The 14737-nt window shown below is 71.2% G+C and carries 13 protein-coding genes; 3 read left to right on the forward strand and 10 right to left on the reverse strand.

Annotated features, from left to right (window positions below; all coding sequences use genetic code 11):
- Both AB0I98_RS43100 and AB0I98_RS43105 read right to left on the reverse strand, forming a co-directional pair.
- Positions 1-729, reverse strand: a 729-nt coding sequence (locus tag AB0I98_RS43100; RefSeq protein WP_362951510.1) for a TerD family protein, incomplete at its 3' end; no start/stop codon positions are given.
- 138 nt (positions 730-867) lie between these two features.
- On the reverse strand, positions 868-1464 hold the full coding sequence (locus tag AB0I98_RS43105) for a M48 family metallopeptidase (protein WP_362951511.1): 597 nt from the start codon (positions 1462-1464) through the stop codon (positions 868-870).
- Between the two features lie 229 nt (positions 1465-1693).
- Between AB0I98_RS43105 and AB0I98_RS43110 the strand changes: the two genes are divergently transcribed.
- Complete coding sequence (locus tag AB0I98_RS43110) at positions 1694-2908, forward strand: ThiF family adenylyltransferase (protein WP_362951512.1); 1215 nt, start codon at positions 1694-1696, stop codon at positions 2906-2908.
- Entirely contained in the window at positions 2901-4271 is a 1371-nt protein-coding gene (locus tag AB0I98_RS43115; protein ID WP_362951513.1) for an AarF/ABC1/UbiB kinase family protein, read from the forward strand. Before AB0I98_RS43110 ends, AB0I98_RS43115 begins: the two co-directional genes overlap by 8 nt.
- 24 nt (positions 4272-4295) lie before the next feature.
- On the opposite strand, the gene AB0I98_RS43120 is transcribed toward AB0I98_RS43115, so the two are convergent.
- From AB0I98_RS43120 to AB0I98_RS43140, 5 genes are all read right to left on the reverse strand, one after another.
- Positions 4296-4505 carry a hypothetical protein gene (locus AB0I98_RS43120; protein WP_362951514.1) on the reverse strand — a complete coding sequence of 70 codons (210 nt, stop codon included), beginning with the start codon at positions 4503-4505 and terminating at the stop codon, positions 4296-4298.
- Between the two features lie 137 nt (positions 4506-4642).
- Positions 4643-4966, reverse strand: a complete 324-nt coding sequence (locus AB0I98_RS43125) for a hypothetical protein (protein WP_362951515.1) — start codon at positions 4964-4966, stop codon at positions 4643-4645.
- Entirely contained in the window at positions 4963-5331 is a 369-nt protein-coding gene (locus AB0I98_RS43130) for a WhiB family transcriptional regulator (RefSeq protein WP_188183286.1), read from the reverse strand. The genes AB0I98_RS43125 and AB0I98_RS43130 overlap by 4 nt, the downstream gene beginning before the upstream one ends.
- Positions 5332-5504: 173 nt before the next feature.
- Complete coding sequence (locus tag AB0I98_RS43135) at positions 5505-5831, reverse strand: hypothetical protein (RefSeq protein WP_362951516.1); 327 nt, start codon at positions 5829-5831, stop codon at positions 5505-5507.
- A 166-nt stretch (positions 5832-5997) separates the two neighbouring features.
- Positions 5998-8199: an ATP-dependent DNA helicase UvrD2 gene (locus AB0I98_RS43140; protein WP_362951517.1), complete on the reverse strand. Its 2202-nt coding sequence runs from the start codon at positions 8197-8199 to the stop codon at positions 5998-6000.
- 182 nt (positions 8200-8381) lie between these two features.
- Here AB0I98_RS43140 and AB0I98_RS43145 point away from each other — a divergent pair, with 182 nt between their 5' ends.
- A complete protein-coding gene (locus tag AB0I98_RS43145; RefSeq protein WP_045559070.1) occupies positions 8382-8624 on the forward strand; it encodes a mycoredoxin in 243 nt (80 codons plus the stop codon).
- Positions 8625-8679: 55 nt separating this feature from the next.
- Here the strand turns inward: AB0I98_RS43145 and nudC are convergent, their stop codons facing one another.
- From nudC to AB0I98_RS43160, 3 genes are all read right to left on the reverse strand, one after another.
- Positions 8680-9624: an NAD(+) diphosphatase gene (gene nudC / locus AB0I98_RS43150; RefSeq protein ID WP_210572287.1), complete on the reverse strand. Its 945-nt coding sequence runs from the start codon at positions 9622-9624 to the stop codon at positions 8680-8682.
- Positions 9625-9769: 145 nt separating this feature from the next.
- Positions 9770-11182, reverse strand: a complete 1413-nt coding sequence (locus AB0I98_RS43155) for a dipeptidase (RefSeq protein WP_362951518.1) — start codon at positions 11180-11182, stop codon at positions 9770-9772.
- A 10-nt stretch (positions 11183-11192) separates the two neighbouring features.
- Positions 11193-14681 (reverse strand): ATP-dependent DNA helicase, encoded by a 3489-nt coding sequence (locus AB0I98_RS43160; RefSeq protein WP_362951520.1) that lies wholly within the window; start codon positions 14679-14681, stop codon positions 11193-11195.
- Positions 14682-14737: the final 56 nt, after the last annotated feature.

Below are 14737 nucleotides of genomic sequence, written 5' to 3' on the forward strand. Positions count from 1 at the left end.
GTGCTTCCGGGCGTACGCCTGTGCGTGGGGGCTATTCCGCCCAGCCTGGGCCTTCTTCGCGGCGAGGTGAGCCGGAGGCGCCGATGCGGGTGCCGGGGTGGACGGGGCGCCGAAGGCGGGCGGCGCGGTGGCCTGCGCGGGCGGCGCGAAACCGGGAGCCGCACCGGTCTGGGCCTGCGGCTGCGGCTCGGGCGTCTCCTCTTCGAGGACTTCGCCGCCGAAGTTCTTCAGCAGCGCGTCGAGACCGCCGTCGAAGCCCTGACCGACCGCGGCGAACCGCCAGACGTCCTTCAGGTAGAAGTCGCCCAGCATCACGGCCCGTTCGGTGGTGAACTCCGAGCCGCTGAAGGGATAGCGGGCCACTTCCTCGCCGCCGGCGACGATGCGGATGTATCCGGGAGCGATCTGCGACAGCTGACCGTCGCCGTCCAGCGTCGCCGTGAAGGACAGCTTCTGGATCTGCGGCGGGATCCTGTCGAGCGTGACCCGGAAGGACTCCGTGTCGCCGGCCTGCGCCCCCAGCAGTTGGATGGATTCCTCGGGGGACTTCGGCTGGTTGAAGAAGATGAAGTACCGGTCGTCCGAGAGCCGTTCGTCGGCGTCGAGGCCGAAGCAGCTGATGTCGAAGCTCAGTCCGGGGCCCGAGATCTGCACACCTACGTACAGATCCGTGCCTGCGGTGAGGTCACTGATCTTGGCCTTGTGGCCGCGTTGGAATTCCCTGGCCATGCGTAACGACCGTCCCCCATCCCGAATACGAGTGCGTCGCGTCAGGCTAACTGCAAACTCGGACACCGGACGAAGTCGGTACAGACCCGGTACACAATCACCCTTCGGCGGCGCCTCGGGCCCCGTCGGCAGGAGTGGTCACTCGGTGCGCGCGCCGGGCAGATGCGGCAGCCGGTCGGCGGCGACCACCCCTTCGAGATAGCCGCGGGCCCGCTCGGTCCGCGGGTACACCTCCAGCAGGCGCCAGAACCGGGGCCCGTGTCCGGGGACCAGCAGATGCGCGAGCTCATGGAGCAGGACGTAGTCGACGACGTACTCGGGCATGCCCTGCAGTCGGTGCGAGAGCCGGATACTGCCCTCGGCCGGGGTGCACGAGCCCCAGCGGGTGTTCTGGTTGGTGACCCAGCGCACGGATGCGGGGCGGGCGCGACCGCCGAAGTACTGGTCCGAGAGCCGTTCCGCCCGCTCGGCGAGGTCGGCGTCGCCCAGCTGCCGCTTGCTCTCCTGGGCGGCGAGCTTGTCGAGCATGACGTTGACCCAGCGCTGCTCCTCCGCCTCGGACATCCGGGCGGGAATGAGCACGACGGTGCGATCGCCCTCGCGGTACGCGGAGACCGTCCTGCGTCTGCGGGCGCTCCGGCGCACCTCGATCGCGCTCGCCCCCGGGCCGCTCGGCGGCGGGCTCGTCGTACTGCGCTGTGGAGTTCCGGCGCGGTGCAGTGGGTCGGCGGACACGCCCCGACGTTACCCGCTGCACATGGGGGAAGTCCCGACTCCGGGACGGTTCGATTCCGATCCCCCACCGGGCGTCTGATTTGTACGAAGAATATCCACCGCCTGTGGACAACTTTCGGCGTCCGGCCGCGGTGGCGGGCATGCTGGCACTCGTCGGCGGAGCACTGACCACGCCTCTCCGACGAACGGGGACGTACGGGGATCTTTCACGGGGCTACGGGGGCCTGACATGCATCCGATGGTGAAGCCCGCGCTCAGGCGCGGCTGGCGCGACCTCAACACCGTGCAGTTCGGGATGACACCGGCGCACGCGATGACGCTGGGTCCGATGGACACGGCGACGGGAAGCTTTCTCGATCTACTCAACGGCACGCGCGGACTCCCACTGCTGCGCGAAGAGGGCCGGCGAATGGATCTACCGGACGGTCATGTCGACGAGTTGGTGGAGCGGCTGGCGCGGTCCGGCCTCGTCGACGACGCGACAGGCGGCGGCCCGGCTGCCGAGGCGCTGCGCAAGAAGAAGGAGGTCCTGGACCGGCTGCGCCCCGACCTGGCCTGCCTGACCCTGACCACCTCCGCACCGGGCGACGCGATGCGGCAGCTGGCGGCCCGCCGCTCCTTGCGGGTCCAGGTGCGAGGCGCGGGCCGGGTGGGCGCGGTTCTCGCCGCCCTGCTGTCGGGCGCCGGCGTCGGCGAGGTGGACGCCCTCGACGGCGGCACCGTCGAGCCCTGGGACGTCGCACCGGGTGGGCTGCCCGCGGAGTCGATCGGCGAGCGCAGAGCCGAAGCGGCCCGCCGGGCCGTACGCCGGGCCGCACCGGACTGCCCGGCACGCCGCGGCCCGCGGTCCCCGCTGGAGGACCGCGACCCGGGATTCTCCCTGGTCGTCCTCGCACCACGGGACGAAGTCGGCGTGCACGCGCCCGTCCCCGCCACCGCCGAGCCGCTGATCACCTCCGGCACGCCTCATCTGTATGCCGGTGTCGTGGAGGGAACCGGCGTGGTCGGCCCCCTCGTCCTGCCCGGGGAGACCAGCTGTGCGGGCTGTCTGCACGAGGGGCGCACGGACCGGGATCCGGCCTGGCCACGCCTGGTGGCCCAGTGGCGCTCAGGGAAACAACGGCAAGTGGGACCCTGTGATCTGGCGCTGGCCACCACGGTCGCCGGACTCGCGGCCACACATGCGCTCGCCTTCCTGGACGGCCATCTGCCGTCGACCGCCGGCGCCCGCTGGGAGGTGTCCCTGCCCGGCCTCCACTGGCATGCGCGGCCGATCTGGGCCCATCCCGCATGCCCCTGCGGCGCCGCGGAGAAAGCTAAGGGGGCACACTCCTCGGAGGACGAGGAGTCACACGAGACAATGGCAGAGCAACAACCGTCGAAGGAGTTTCGCCGTACGACACACGCGGCGCGGCTGGCTGGGACCTGGAGGGCGCATGTCTGATCTTCCCCGGAAGGCGGTCACCCGGACCGCCAAGCTCGCCGCGCTCCCGCTCGGCTTCGCCGGGCGGGCCACCTGGGGACTCGGCAAGCGGATCGTCGGCGAGTCCGCGGAGATCGTCGGCCGCGAACTGCAGCAGCGCACCGCGGAGCAGTTGTTCAAGGTCCTCGGCGAGCTGAAAGGCGGGGCGATGAAGTTCGGGCAGGCCCTGTCCGTCTTCGAGTCCGCGCTGCCCGAGGAGGTCGCCGGGCCCTACCGGGCGGCCCTGACCAAGTTGCAGGACGCGGCCCCGCCGATGCCGACGCGCACCGTGCACGCCGTGCTCTCGGAGCGGCTCGGCGAGGACTGGCACGACCTGTTCCTCGAGTTCGAGGACAAGCCCTCTGCGGCGGCCTCGATCGGCCAGGTGCACCGGGGAGTGTGGCAGGACGGCCGCGAGGTGGCGGTCAAGGTGCAGTACCCGGGCGCCGGTGAAGCCCTGCTGTCCGATCTGAACCAACTGAGCCGTTTCGCCCGCCTGTTGGGTCCGCTCATCCCGGGGATGGACATCAAGCCCCTCATCGCGGAGTTGCGTGACCGGGTCTCGGAGGAGCTGGACTACGACCTGGAGGCGCAGGCTCAGCAGGCGCACGCCGAGGAGTTCACGGACGATCCGGACGTCGTGGTGCCCGAGGTGGTCCATCAGTGTGAGCAGGTCCTGATCACCGAGTGGATGGACGGCATCCCCATGTCGGAGATCATCTCGGACGGCACCCAGGACCAACGCGACCGGGCAGGCCAGCTCCTGGCCCGCTTCCTCTTCTCCGGCCCGGCCCGCACCGGCCTCCTGCACGCCGACCCGCACCCGGGCAACTTCCGGCTCCTGCCCGGCGGTCCCGACGGCGAGGACGACTGGCGCCTGGGCGTGCTGGACTTCGGCACGGTGGACCGTCTCCCGGGCGGACTGCCGACTCCGATCGGCGACTCCCTGCGTATGACGCTCGACGGCGAGGCGGACGCCGTCTATGAACTGCTGTGCAGGGAAGGCTTCGTCAAGGAATCGATAGAGCTGGACCCAGACGCCGTCCTCGACTATCTCCTGCCGATCATCGAACCGGCCCTTGTGGACGAGTTCACCTTCACCCGCGGCTGGATGCGCAGCCAGGCGGCCCGCGTCGCCGACCCGCGCTCCCCCGCCTACCAGTTGGGCAAGCAGCTCAATCTGCCTCCGGCGTATCTGCTGATACACCGGGTGACCCTCAGCACGATCGGCGTGCTGTGCCAGTTGGGGGCGACGGTGCGACTGCGCGAGGAACTGGAGGAGTGGCTGCCGGGGTTCGTGCCTGAGGAGATCCTGGACGAGGAGGATTCGGCGGCGGAGGCGTGAGCGGCGGCGGGGCGTGAGCCGGGCTCACCACCAGGCCGAGTCCAGCCGCCCCTCGATGGCTCTGAGGTTCTCCCGGGAGCAGGTGTCGCAGAAGTAGTGGCGGGTGCCGTTCTCCACGGAGCAGGTCCAGGTGGGCTGGGGACCCGGGGCACGGGTGCCGCAGCGGGCGCACACGAGGGAGGTCGGCTCCGTGCCGGCATCGCTGTTGTCACTGCCTCCGGGAAGACTCGTCACCCGGGTGACGATATCGCCGTGGCCGGTGGATCGGCGGGCACAACGCACCGCGGGGGCCGGTCCGTTCGGACGGACCGGCCCCCGCGGGAAAGCTCTCGCCCCCGTGTTCGGGAGGCCACCGCTTCAGGTGTTCTCGATCACTGCATGACGGCCATGGCGAGCGCACGGCGGGCGCGCAACGACGCGCGCTCCGCCCGGCGCTGCATCCGGCGAGCGGCCACCAGGCGCACGGCCTGGCGTTCCTGCTCGGCCTCGTACAGGCGCTCGTGCATATGCGCACGAGCCATGGCTTCTGGGATGAGTTGCATCTCTCGGGTCCTGTTCTGACGCGAGTCGATCGCGCCGGTGGTGGTGACGTCTTCGATCGCGGAGCCGGCGGGCTCGTTGGTGGACGGCTTCATCGGGGCCTGCTTCTTGGGGTCGTGCGTGAGGGGGCGGTCGATCGTTCCTGCGGTGTTCATGCCGTGACCGGGTTCTTGCGCGGGCGGCCACGCGGCCGCTTCCGGGCGACGACGACACCCTGGACGAACAGCTCGCCACCCCAGACGCCCCAGGGCTCACGCCGCTCCTTGGCGCCGGCGAGGCAGGCCTCGATCAGCGGGCAGGTGCGGCAGAGGGACTTGGCGTACTCGACGTCCGCCGGCGACTCGGCGAAGAAGACCTCCGGGTCGTAGGAACGGCAGGGGACGGGCACGCCGAGGTTCTCGATGGCGTCGTCCAGCGCGGTGAGCGCGGTGAGCGGGGTCAAGGTGGAGTCCTCCGTGAGGCCGGGCTTGGGGATCGTGTCGGAAGGCGGTACGGACGGGGCGTGCGCTTCGAGTTGCACGGTTCGTCTTCCTCGTCTGGTCGGTCCGGCCCTGTTGGGCCGGTGGTCGGCTGGTACCGGGTTCTTTTCTTGTCCCGAGGCCCCTTCGCTCCGCCGTCCCTGGTCGGGGACAAACAGAAGGGCCGCGGATCCCGGATGGGGTTCCGCGGCCCTGAAGGCGCCGGCCTGATCAATCAGGCTGGATCACTCCAGGGTTCTGGCCCACGGAAGGCCCACATCTGGTGGTGCTGCGTCGTCTGCTTCCGGAATCCGGCACCGGTCGCCGCAAAGGCATAGGCCTTGGCCTGTGCCACTACAGCCGCTTCCAGTGCCATGACCGGTCGCTCATTGCGCTCGCTCACGGGAAGGCCCGCAGGAGACACCGAGGACGCCGGACGCGCGGCACGAATGCCGGACAGACCGGTGCCCGGGTTGGAGGCGCCGAGCATGCACAGGGAGGCGACGACCGAGCGATCGGTCATTTTCACGGTGCTGTCGAAGCTGGTGTTGATGCTGATCACTGGACTCGCCTCCTCTCGGCGTCTCAGGGGACTGACGGTGAGCCAGCCCGACGGAAATGCAAGTACAACACGGAATCGGGGCCTCCGAGAAGGCCTCCGTCCCCGTGGCTAAGAACCTATGGGGATTGCTGGGGCATGCGCAAACTATTTTTTCGACGAGTTGGTTTCAGCCCTCGTCTTCCTCTTCCGGCCCCTCCCGGCCTGCGCAGATGGCCAGCACATCGGCGCCGTAGCGGTTGACCTTGCGCACGCCCACGCCCGGGATCCGCGCCAGCTCGCCGTCGTCGTCGGGCACGGCCTCGGCGATGGCCATCAGCGTCTTGTCGGTGAAGACGCAGAAGGCGGGCTGACCGCTGCGCTGGGCCTGTTCCGCACGCCACTGACGCAACCGCTCGTAGAGGCCCTCGTCCATGTCGGAGGGGCAGTCCTCGCAGCGCATCAGCTTCATCTCGCCGGCGTCGGTGAGGGTGCGTCCGCAGACTCGGCAGCGGGCCGGGCTGCGCTGTCTGCGTCTCGGCGGGACGGCCGGGGTACTGGTGGTGAAGCCACGCTCGACGCCACCGGCGCCGACCGTCGCGGCGCGGCCGGCGGTGGTGGTGGTCGAACCGGGGCGCAGCCCGTCGAGGAAGGGGCTGGGCTTGCGGTTGGGGCGGCCGCCGGGCGAGCGGGACAACGCCCAGGAAACATGGAGCTGTTCTCGAGCGCGGGTCACGCCGACATAGAGGAGCCGGCGTTCCTCCTCGATCTGCTCCTCCGTCTTCGCATAGGTGATCGGCATCATGCCGTCGGCCACACCCACCAGAAAGACGACGTCCCACTCCAGGCCCTTGGCCGAGTGCAGGGAGGCGAGCGTGACGCCCTGCACGGTCGGGGCGTGCTGGGCGTTCGCCCGCTCGTCGAGCTCCGCGACCAGGTCGCCGAGGGTGGCGCCGGGGCTGGCGGCGGCGAAGTCCACCGCCAGGTTCACCAGGGCGGCCAGGGACTCCCACCGCTCTCTGCCGGCACCGGACCCGGCCGGGGGATGCGGCGTCCAGCCCTCGCCGGAGAGCACGGCACGCACCTGGGAGGGGAGGTCGACCGCGTCGTCGAGCAGGGAGTCGTTGCCGCCGAAACGGGCCGCGCCCCGCAGGGCGATGCCCGCCTTGCGGACCTCGGGCCGGTCGAAGAACCGCTCGGCGCCCCGCAGCTGGTAGGACACCCCGGCGTCGGCGAGGGCCTGTTCGTAGGTCTCGGACTGGGAGTTCGTACGGAACAGGATCGCGATCTCGCTCGCCGGGACACCGGCGTCGATGAGCTCTCGGATACGGCGGGCGGCGCCCTCTGCCTCGGCGGGCTCGTCGTCGTACTGGGTGTAGCCGGGCTCGGGGCCCGGGGCACGCTGGGAGATCAGCTCCAGGCGGTGATCGGCCGCGCGTCCACGGGCCTGGGCGAGCAGGCCGTTGGCCAGGTGGACGACCTGTGGGGTGGAACGGTAGTCACGGACCAGCTTGACCACGGTGGCGCCGGGGTGGCGGGTGCGGAAGTCGAGCAGATGGTCCGGGGTTGCTCCTGTGAACGAGTAGATCGTCTGGCTGGCGTCGCCGACCACGCACAGGTTCTCCCGGTCGCCGAGCCACAGCTCCAGCAGGCGCTGCTGGAGCGGGCTGACGTCCTGGTACTCGTCGACCACGAAGTGCTGGTACTGGGCGCGGACCTGCTCGGCGATGTCGTGCCGGTCCTGGAGGACGGCGACAGTCAGCAGCAGGACGTCCTCGAAGTCGATGACGGCGCGGCTGCGCTTGACGTCCTCGTAGGCGGAGTAGAGCTGGGCGATCTCGGCCGGGTGACGGGGGATCTCGCGGCCGGACTTGGCGGCGGCGGCAGCGTAGTCGGCGGGGACGGTCTGGGTGACCTTGGACCACTCGATCTCGGCGGTGACGTCCCGCAGCTCGCCCCGGTCGAGGCGGATGCTGCAGGCGGCGGCCGCGTCGGCGACCAGCTGGATCTTGCGGTCGACGAGCCGGGGCATGGAGCCGCCGATCGCCTTCGGCCAGAAGTACTGCAGCTGGCGCAGGGCGGCCGAGTGGAAGGTGCGGGCCTGGACCCCGGCGGCGCCGAGCTGGCGCAGCCGGCCGCGCATCTCCCCGGCGGCACGGTTGGTGAAGGTGACGGCCAGCACGCTGGAGGGCTGGAGGATTCCGGCGCGCACCCCATAGGCGATGCGGTGGGTGATCGCCCGTGTCTTGCCCGTGCCGGCGCCCGCCAGCACACAGACCGGGCCCTGCAGGGCGGTGGCCACCTCGCGCTGCTCGGGGTCGAGCCCTTCGAGCACCGCGTCGGCCGAGCCCGATGCCTGCGGGAAGAGCGTGGAGTGCGTTGCTGCTGTCACACGGCCATGCTGCCAGGTCGCCGGAGACGGGTGAGCCGGTTGTCCACAGGCAAGCACCCGCAGTCGTACTAATGCGGCAGGCGTCACGTGCGGACGGATACCCCCCGCGGGAATGGCGGCGCGGTCGCGTACGTTCCCTTCCTGCGAGCACCCGTCCCCGACCGCCGAGGAGCGCGATAGACATGCCGGGCACTGTGACGATGTACAGCACCACGTGGTGCGGCTACTGCCGTCGGCTGAAGAGCCAGATGGACCGTGAGGGCATCACGTACAACGAGATCAACATCGAGCAGGACCCGGAGTCGGCCGCCTTCGTGGAGAAGGCGAACGGCGGGAACCAGACGGTGCCCACCGTGCTGTTCCCGGACGGCTCGACGCTCACGAACCCTTCGCTGGCCCAGGTCAAGCAGAAGATCGGCGCGTAAGCAGGGCGATACAGAAAGGCGGTCCCGAGACAGCTCGGGACCGCCTTTCCGCGTATCAGAACGCGCTGCGCGTCGGCAGGGGCTTGCCGTACCAGAGCTCGATGAGGCGGGCCGCGATCGAGATGCCGTACGGCGGCAGGACCTCGCCGGAGTCGAAGGCGGCGCGCAGTTCGTCGCGGGAGAACCAGCGGGCCTCGTGGATCTCGTCGCCGTCGACCTCGATGTCGGTCGTGGTGGCGCGGGCCATGAAGCCGAGCATCAGGCTGGACGGGAAGGGCCAGGGCTGGCTGGCGACGTACTCGACCTGGCCGACGGTGATGCCGGCCTCCTCGAAGACCTCGCGGCGCACGGACTGCTCGATGGACTCGCCGGGCTCGACGAAGCCGGCGAGCGTGGAGAAGCGGCCCTCGGGCCAGTGGACCTGGCGGCCGAGCAGGATGCGGTCCTCTTCATCGGTGACGGCCATGATCACGGCCGGGTCGGTGCGCGGGTAGTGCTCGGCGCCGCAGGCCGGGCAGCGGCGGATGTGGCCGGCCGCGGCGATGACCGTGCGCTCGCCGCAGCGGGAGCAGAAGCGGTGGGTGCGCTGCCAGTTCTCCAGACCGACCGCGTGCACCATCAGGCCCGTGTCGCGCGGTGACAGCAGCAGCCCCGCCTCGCGCAGCCCCGCCGCGCGCGCGGACTGGTCGATACGGCCGGGGAGGGCGTCCTTCTGGAGCGCGAAGTAGCTGACGCCGTCCTCGTCGATGCCGAGGAAGTAGCGGTGTGCCTCGGTGAGGGGAGCTTCGAAGGAGGGGGTCATGACGAGTTCGGTGCGCCCGTCGGGCGTCTCGTCGATGAGGACCTGGCCGCCGGAGACCACGAAGCAGCGGGTCGTGGGGTGGCTCCATGCCGCCGCGAGCCAGGCCTCGTCGAGCCGGTGGTGGGCGGCGCGGTCGATGCCGCTGGGGGTGGTGAGCGAGATGGGTCGGTCGGCGGTGTGGTCGGTCCAGGTGGTCACGGGTGCTTCCAACTCCCCCGGTGCAGCGGATTGTTTCGGCGAGCGGTTCGACGGGACCTGCGGCGGGTGGTGACGGCTTGATGGTGCGGGGGCGGCCTCTCCAGTGTGCCCCGCGCGGGGCACACCTCCGGGTGGTGCGGAGGGCTCAGGGAGCATGGCGCCAGTTGTCCGCGAGGTCGCCCCACAGATATGCGCTGGTCTCGACGCCTTTGAGGAGCAGATCCAGCTCGACCTTCTCGTTCGGGGCGTGCCAGCCGTCGGAGGGGACGGAGATGCCGAGGAAGAGCACGGGCGCGCCGAGTACTTCCTGGAGGTCGGCGGCCGGTCCCGAGCCGCCCTCGCGCGTGAAGCGCACGGGTCTTTCGAACGCGCGGCCCATGGCCCGTACGACGGACTGCAGGGCCGGGTGGTCCAGCGGTGTCAGACAGGGGCGCGTGGCGGCGCAGAACGTGATCTCGTGCCGGATTCCGACGGGCACCTGGTCGGCGGCCCAGGCGCGGACCGCCTCCTCGATGCGGTCGGGTTCCTGGCCCGCGACGAGCCGGAACGAGAGCTTCACCATGGCGGACGAGGGGATGATCGTCTTGCTGCCGGGCCCCCGGTATCCGCCGCCGATACCATTGACCTCGGCGGTGGGACGGGCCCAGATCCGCTCCAGGGTGGTGTGCCCGGCCTCGCCGTGGGTGGCGTACGACTTGGCCGTGCGCAGCCACTGCTCCTCGTCGAAAGGCAGCTCGGCGAAGAGTTCGCGCTCCTGGTCGGTGAGTTCGACGATGCCGTCGTAGAAGCCGGGGATCGTCACGCGCGCGTGGTCGTCGTGCAGCGCGGCGACGAGGCGGGCGGCGACGGTCGCCGGGTTGGGTACGGCGCCGCCGAAGGAACCGGAGTGGATGTCCTGGTCGGGGCCGTGGAACTGGATCTCGCACTCGGCGAGGCCGCGCATGCCGGTGCACACGGTGGGGGTGTCCTCGGCCCACATGCCGGTGTCGGAGACGATCACGGCGTCGGCGGCGAGCCGGTCCGCGTGCTCCTCGACGAGGGCGCGGAAGTGCGGGGAGCCGGACTCCTCCTCGCCCTCGATCAGCAGCTTGAGGTTGACGGCCGGGGTGGTGCGGCCCGTCGCGGCAAGGTGGGCGCGGACGCCGAGTGTGTGGAAGAACACCTGGCCCTTGTCGTCGGCAGCCCCGCGCGCGTACAGGCGGTTTTCGCGGACGACCGGCTCGAAGGGGTCGCTGTCCCAGCCGTCCTCGCGGGCGGCGGGCTGGACGTCGTGATGGCCGTAGACGAGGACCGTGGGCGCCTCGGGGTCGTCGGCGGGCCACTCGGCGAAGACGGCGGGTGCCCCCGGCGTCTGCCACACCTCGGTCGTGGGGAAGCCGGTCTCCTTGAGCCTTGCGGCGAGCCAGTCGGCGCTGCGGCGCACATCCGCCGCGTGGTCGGGCTGCGCCGACACGGACGGGATGCGCAACCATTCGGCGAGGTCGTCGAGGAAGGCGGCGCGGTGCTGCTCGATGTACGTGCGGACGGCGCTGACGGCACTGTCAACGGACTGGCTCATGGTCACGAGCCTATCGGCCCGCACCGACATCCTGATTGGGCGGTTCGTCACACGACGGCTCCTCCGTCAGCAGCCGCTCCAGCGCGGCCCGGTCCGGGAGGTCCTGCGGCCGTACGACCTCCCCACCACGCACATACACGAACGCGGCGTCGACCGACTCCAGGGGCACGCCCTGCTGCTCGGCCCAGGCCAGCCGGTACAGGGCGAGCTGAAGGGGGTCGGCGGTGCGGGCACGGCTGGTCTTCCAGTCGACGATCTCGTACGACGTCCTAGCGCCGTCGCTCTCCCGGTAGACGGCGTCGATACGGCCGCGGATCACCCGGCCGGCGATCGCGAGCTGGAAGGGGGCCTCCACGCGGTAGGGCGTGCGGTGTGCGTACGGGGTGCGCTCGAAGGCGTCCTTGAGGGCTTCCAGATCGCGTTCGTCGGCGATCTCGGCCTCGCTGCCGGGCAGTTCCTCCGGGTCCAGCATGGGCAGCGTCAGCTCTTCGAAGCGGGCTTCGACCCACGCGTGGAAGCGGGTGCCGCGGCGGGCGGCGGGCTGCGGCGGGCGGGGCATGGGGCGGGCCAGCTCCTGCGCGAAGCCGTCCGGGTCGGCGGCCAGGCGCATCAGCTGCGATGCGGTCAGGGTCGTCGGCAGGGGTACGTCCGTGCTCCCCCGCCGGGCGCGCAGGAGTTCGCCGGTGAGGGCGTCGAGGTCGCGGTCCCAGGAGGCGATGGTGCGGGCTTCCTCCGGGGTGAGGCGGGGGTGAGGGCGCGGGAGGTCCGGGTCGCCGGAGTGCTCGGTGAGGTCCGGAGGCGCCGCCTGGTGCGGGACGGTCGGACGGTCCGGGGTCCACGATTCCCAGTCACCCGGGTCCTCCTCGGAGGGGATGACATCTTCGCCGTGTTCGTCGTATTCGTCGTACAGGGCCTCGTCGTCCTCCGGTGGCGGCCAGTCCGGGTCGTCGTACGTGTCCGGGTCGTGCGTGGCCGCCGGGTGGCCCTCGGTGTGGGAGGCGAGGTCCTCCAGGTGCGCCAGGACCGTCTCGGCTGCGGCGCGGCGGCGGGCGAGGGCCATGTCGTCGAGGGGCAGGGGCCAGACCTGGTCGACGGTCGCCCGGTGCAGGGCCGGGTTCTCCTCGTCCTCGGCGGGTTCGTCCGCCCAGGACTCGATCTCGCCGTGTCCTGCCGCGCAATGCTCGTACAACGCCTCGAGGAAGTCGGACGGGCCACGGGGCTTCTTCTGCGAGGGCCCCCACCAGTGGCCGGAGCCGAGGAGGAGGGAGCGGGGGCGGGTGAACGTGACGTAGCCGAGGCGGAGTTCCTCGGTGTGCTGGTGCTCCTTCATGGCCTCCTGGAAGGCCTTCAGGCTTCGGGAGTCCCAGGCCTCGACGTCCGGCAGGGTGTCGGCGTCGCCGCGCAGGTCGTGCGGCAGCACCTTGCTCTGCGCGGTCCACTTCTCGCGGCCCTGGGTGCTGGGGAAGGTGCCGGTGACCAGGCCGGGAACGGCCACGACGTCCCACTCCAGGCCCTTGGACTTGTGCGCGGTGAGCACCTTGACGGTGTTCTCGCCGCCGGGGAGGGCGTTGTCGAGGCCCTTCTCGTACTGCGCGGCGGTGCGCAGGAAGCCGAGGAAGGCCAGCAGGGTGGCCTCGCCGTCGCCCGCGGCGAACGAGGCGGCGATGTCCAGGAAGTTGGACAGGGTCTCGCGGCGGCGGGCGGCCAGGGCGTGCGGGGACGCGGAGAGTTCCACTTCCAGGCCGGTGACGGCGAGGACGCGGTGGAGGACGTCCATGAGCGGGTCGGACAGGGAGCGGCGCAGGTCGCGCAGTTCGGCGGCGAGCCGGGCGAACCGCACGCGCGCGTCCGGCGAGAACGGCAGCCCGTCGTCCTCCCCTTGCGCCTCGATCGGCATCTCCAGGAACGTGTCGAGGGCGTCCGCGAGCGAGATCACCTCGGACGGGTCGACGCCCTCGACCGCCTCGGCGAGCCGGCGGTCCGGATCGTCGTCGGCCTCCACGCGCGCGTGCGACACGAGATGCCGGGCGCGCCGGCCCAGGAGAGCGAGGTCGCGCGGGCCGATCCGCCAGCGCGGGCCGGTCAGCAGCCGGACCAGTGAGGCGTTGGCGCCGGGGTCCTGAAGGACTTCGCATACGGCAACCAGGTCGGCGATCTCGGGCAGGTGCAGCAGCCCGGACAGGCCGACGACCTCGACCGGGATGTCGCGGGCGACGAGCGCGCCCTGGATCTCGGCGAAGTCGGTCGCCGTGCGGCACAGGACGGCGATCTCGCCGGGCGCCTTTCCGGTCCGTACGAGATGGGCGACGGAGTCGGCGATCCAGTCGATCTCCTCGGCGTGGGTGCGCAGCAGGGCGCAGCGGACCAAGCCGTCGCGTTCGGCGCCGGGGGCCGGGCGGAGGGCCTCCACGCCCGCGTGCATGGCGCGCAGGGGCTCGGCGAGGCCGTTGGCGAGGTCGAGCAGGCGGCCGCCGCTGCGGCGGTTCTCGCTGAGTGACTGGCGGGTGGCGGGGCTGCCGTCGGCGTGGGCGAAGTGCTCGGGGAAGTCGTCGAGGTTGGCGACGGAGGCGCCGCGCCAGCCGTAGATCGCCTGGCAGGGGTCGCCGACGGCGGTCACCGGGTGGCCCGTGCCGCCGCCGAACAGACCGGCCAGGAGGACGCGTTGGGCCACCGACGTGTCCTGGTACTCGTCGAGCAGCACCACGCGGAACTCGTCGCGCAGGATGCGGCCCACTTCGGGGAGCCCGGCGAGGCCGGCCGACAGGGCGATCTGGTCGCCGAAGTCGAGCAGGTCGCGCTCGCGCTTGGCGGCCCGGTAGCGGAGCACCAGCTCGGCGAGTTCGCGGCGCGCGGCGGCGGCCTCGGGGACCTTGCGCAGGTCGGCGTTGGTGAGCTTGACGCTTTGCAGGGCTCCCAGCAGCTCGGCGTCGTACGCGCGCAGGTCCTCGGGCCGTACGAGGTGTTCGGCGAGTTCGGCGTCGAGGGTGAGGAGGTCCCCGACGAGGTCAGGGAAGGAGCGGGTCAGCGCCGGGTAGGGCCCCGGCGCCTCGCGCAGGACACGCGCGGCGAGTTGGTAGCGGGTGGCGTCGGCGAGCAGGCGGGAGGACGGTTCGAGGCCGATGCGCAGGCCGTGGTCGGTCAGCAGGCGGCCCGCGAAGGCGTGGTACGTCGAGATCACCGGCTCGCCCGGAGGGTTGTCCGGGTCGATGACATCGGGGTCGGTGACGCCCGCCTTGATCAGCGCCTTGCGGACGCGCTCGGCGAGTTCGCCGGCCGCCTTGTTGGTGAAGGTGAGGCCGAGGACCTGTTCGGGGGCGACCTGCCCGGTGCCGACCAGCCACACCACGCGGGCCGCCATCACCGTCGTCTTGCCCGAACCGGCTCCGGCCACGATCACCTGCGGGGCGGGCGGCGCGGTGATGCAGGCCGTCTGCTCCGGGGTGAACGGGATGCCGAGGAGCTCCTTGAGCTGATCGGGATCGGTGATACGAGCGGGCACCTCAGAGAGGCTAGCGGCGGCCACTGACAGCAGATGCCGAATCGGCCGCCGGGATA

The sequence above is a fragment of the Streptomyces sp. NPDC050211 genome (assembly GCF_040656035.1).
Classification (GTDB): Bacteria; Actinomycetota; Actinomycetes; order Streptomycetales; family Streptomycetaceae; genus Streptomyces.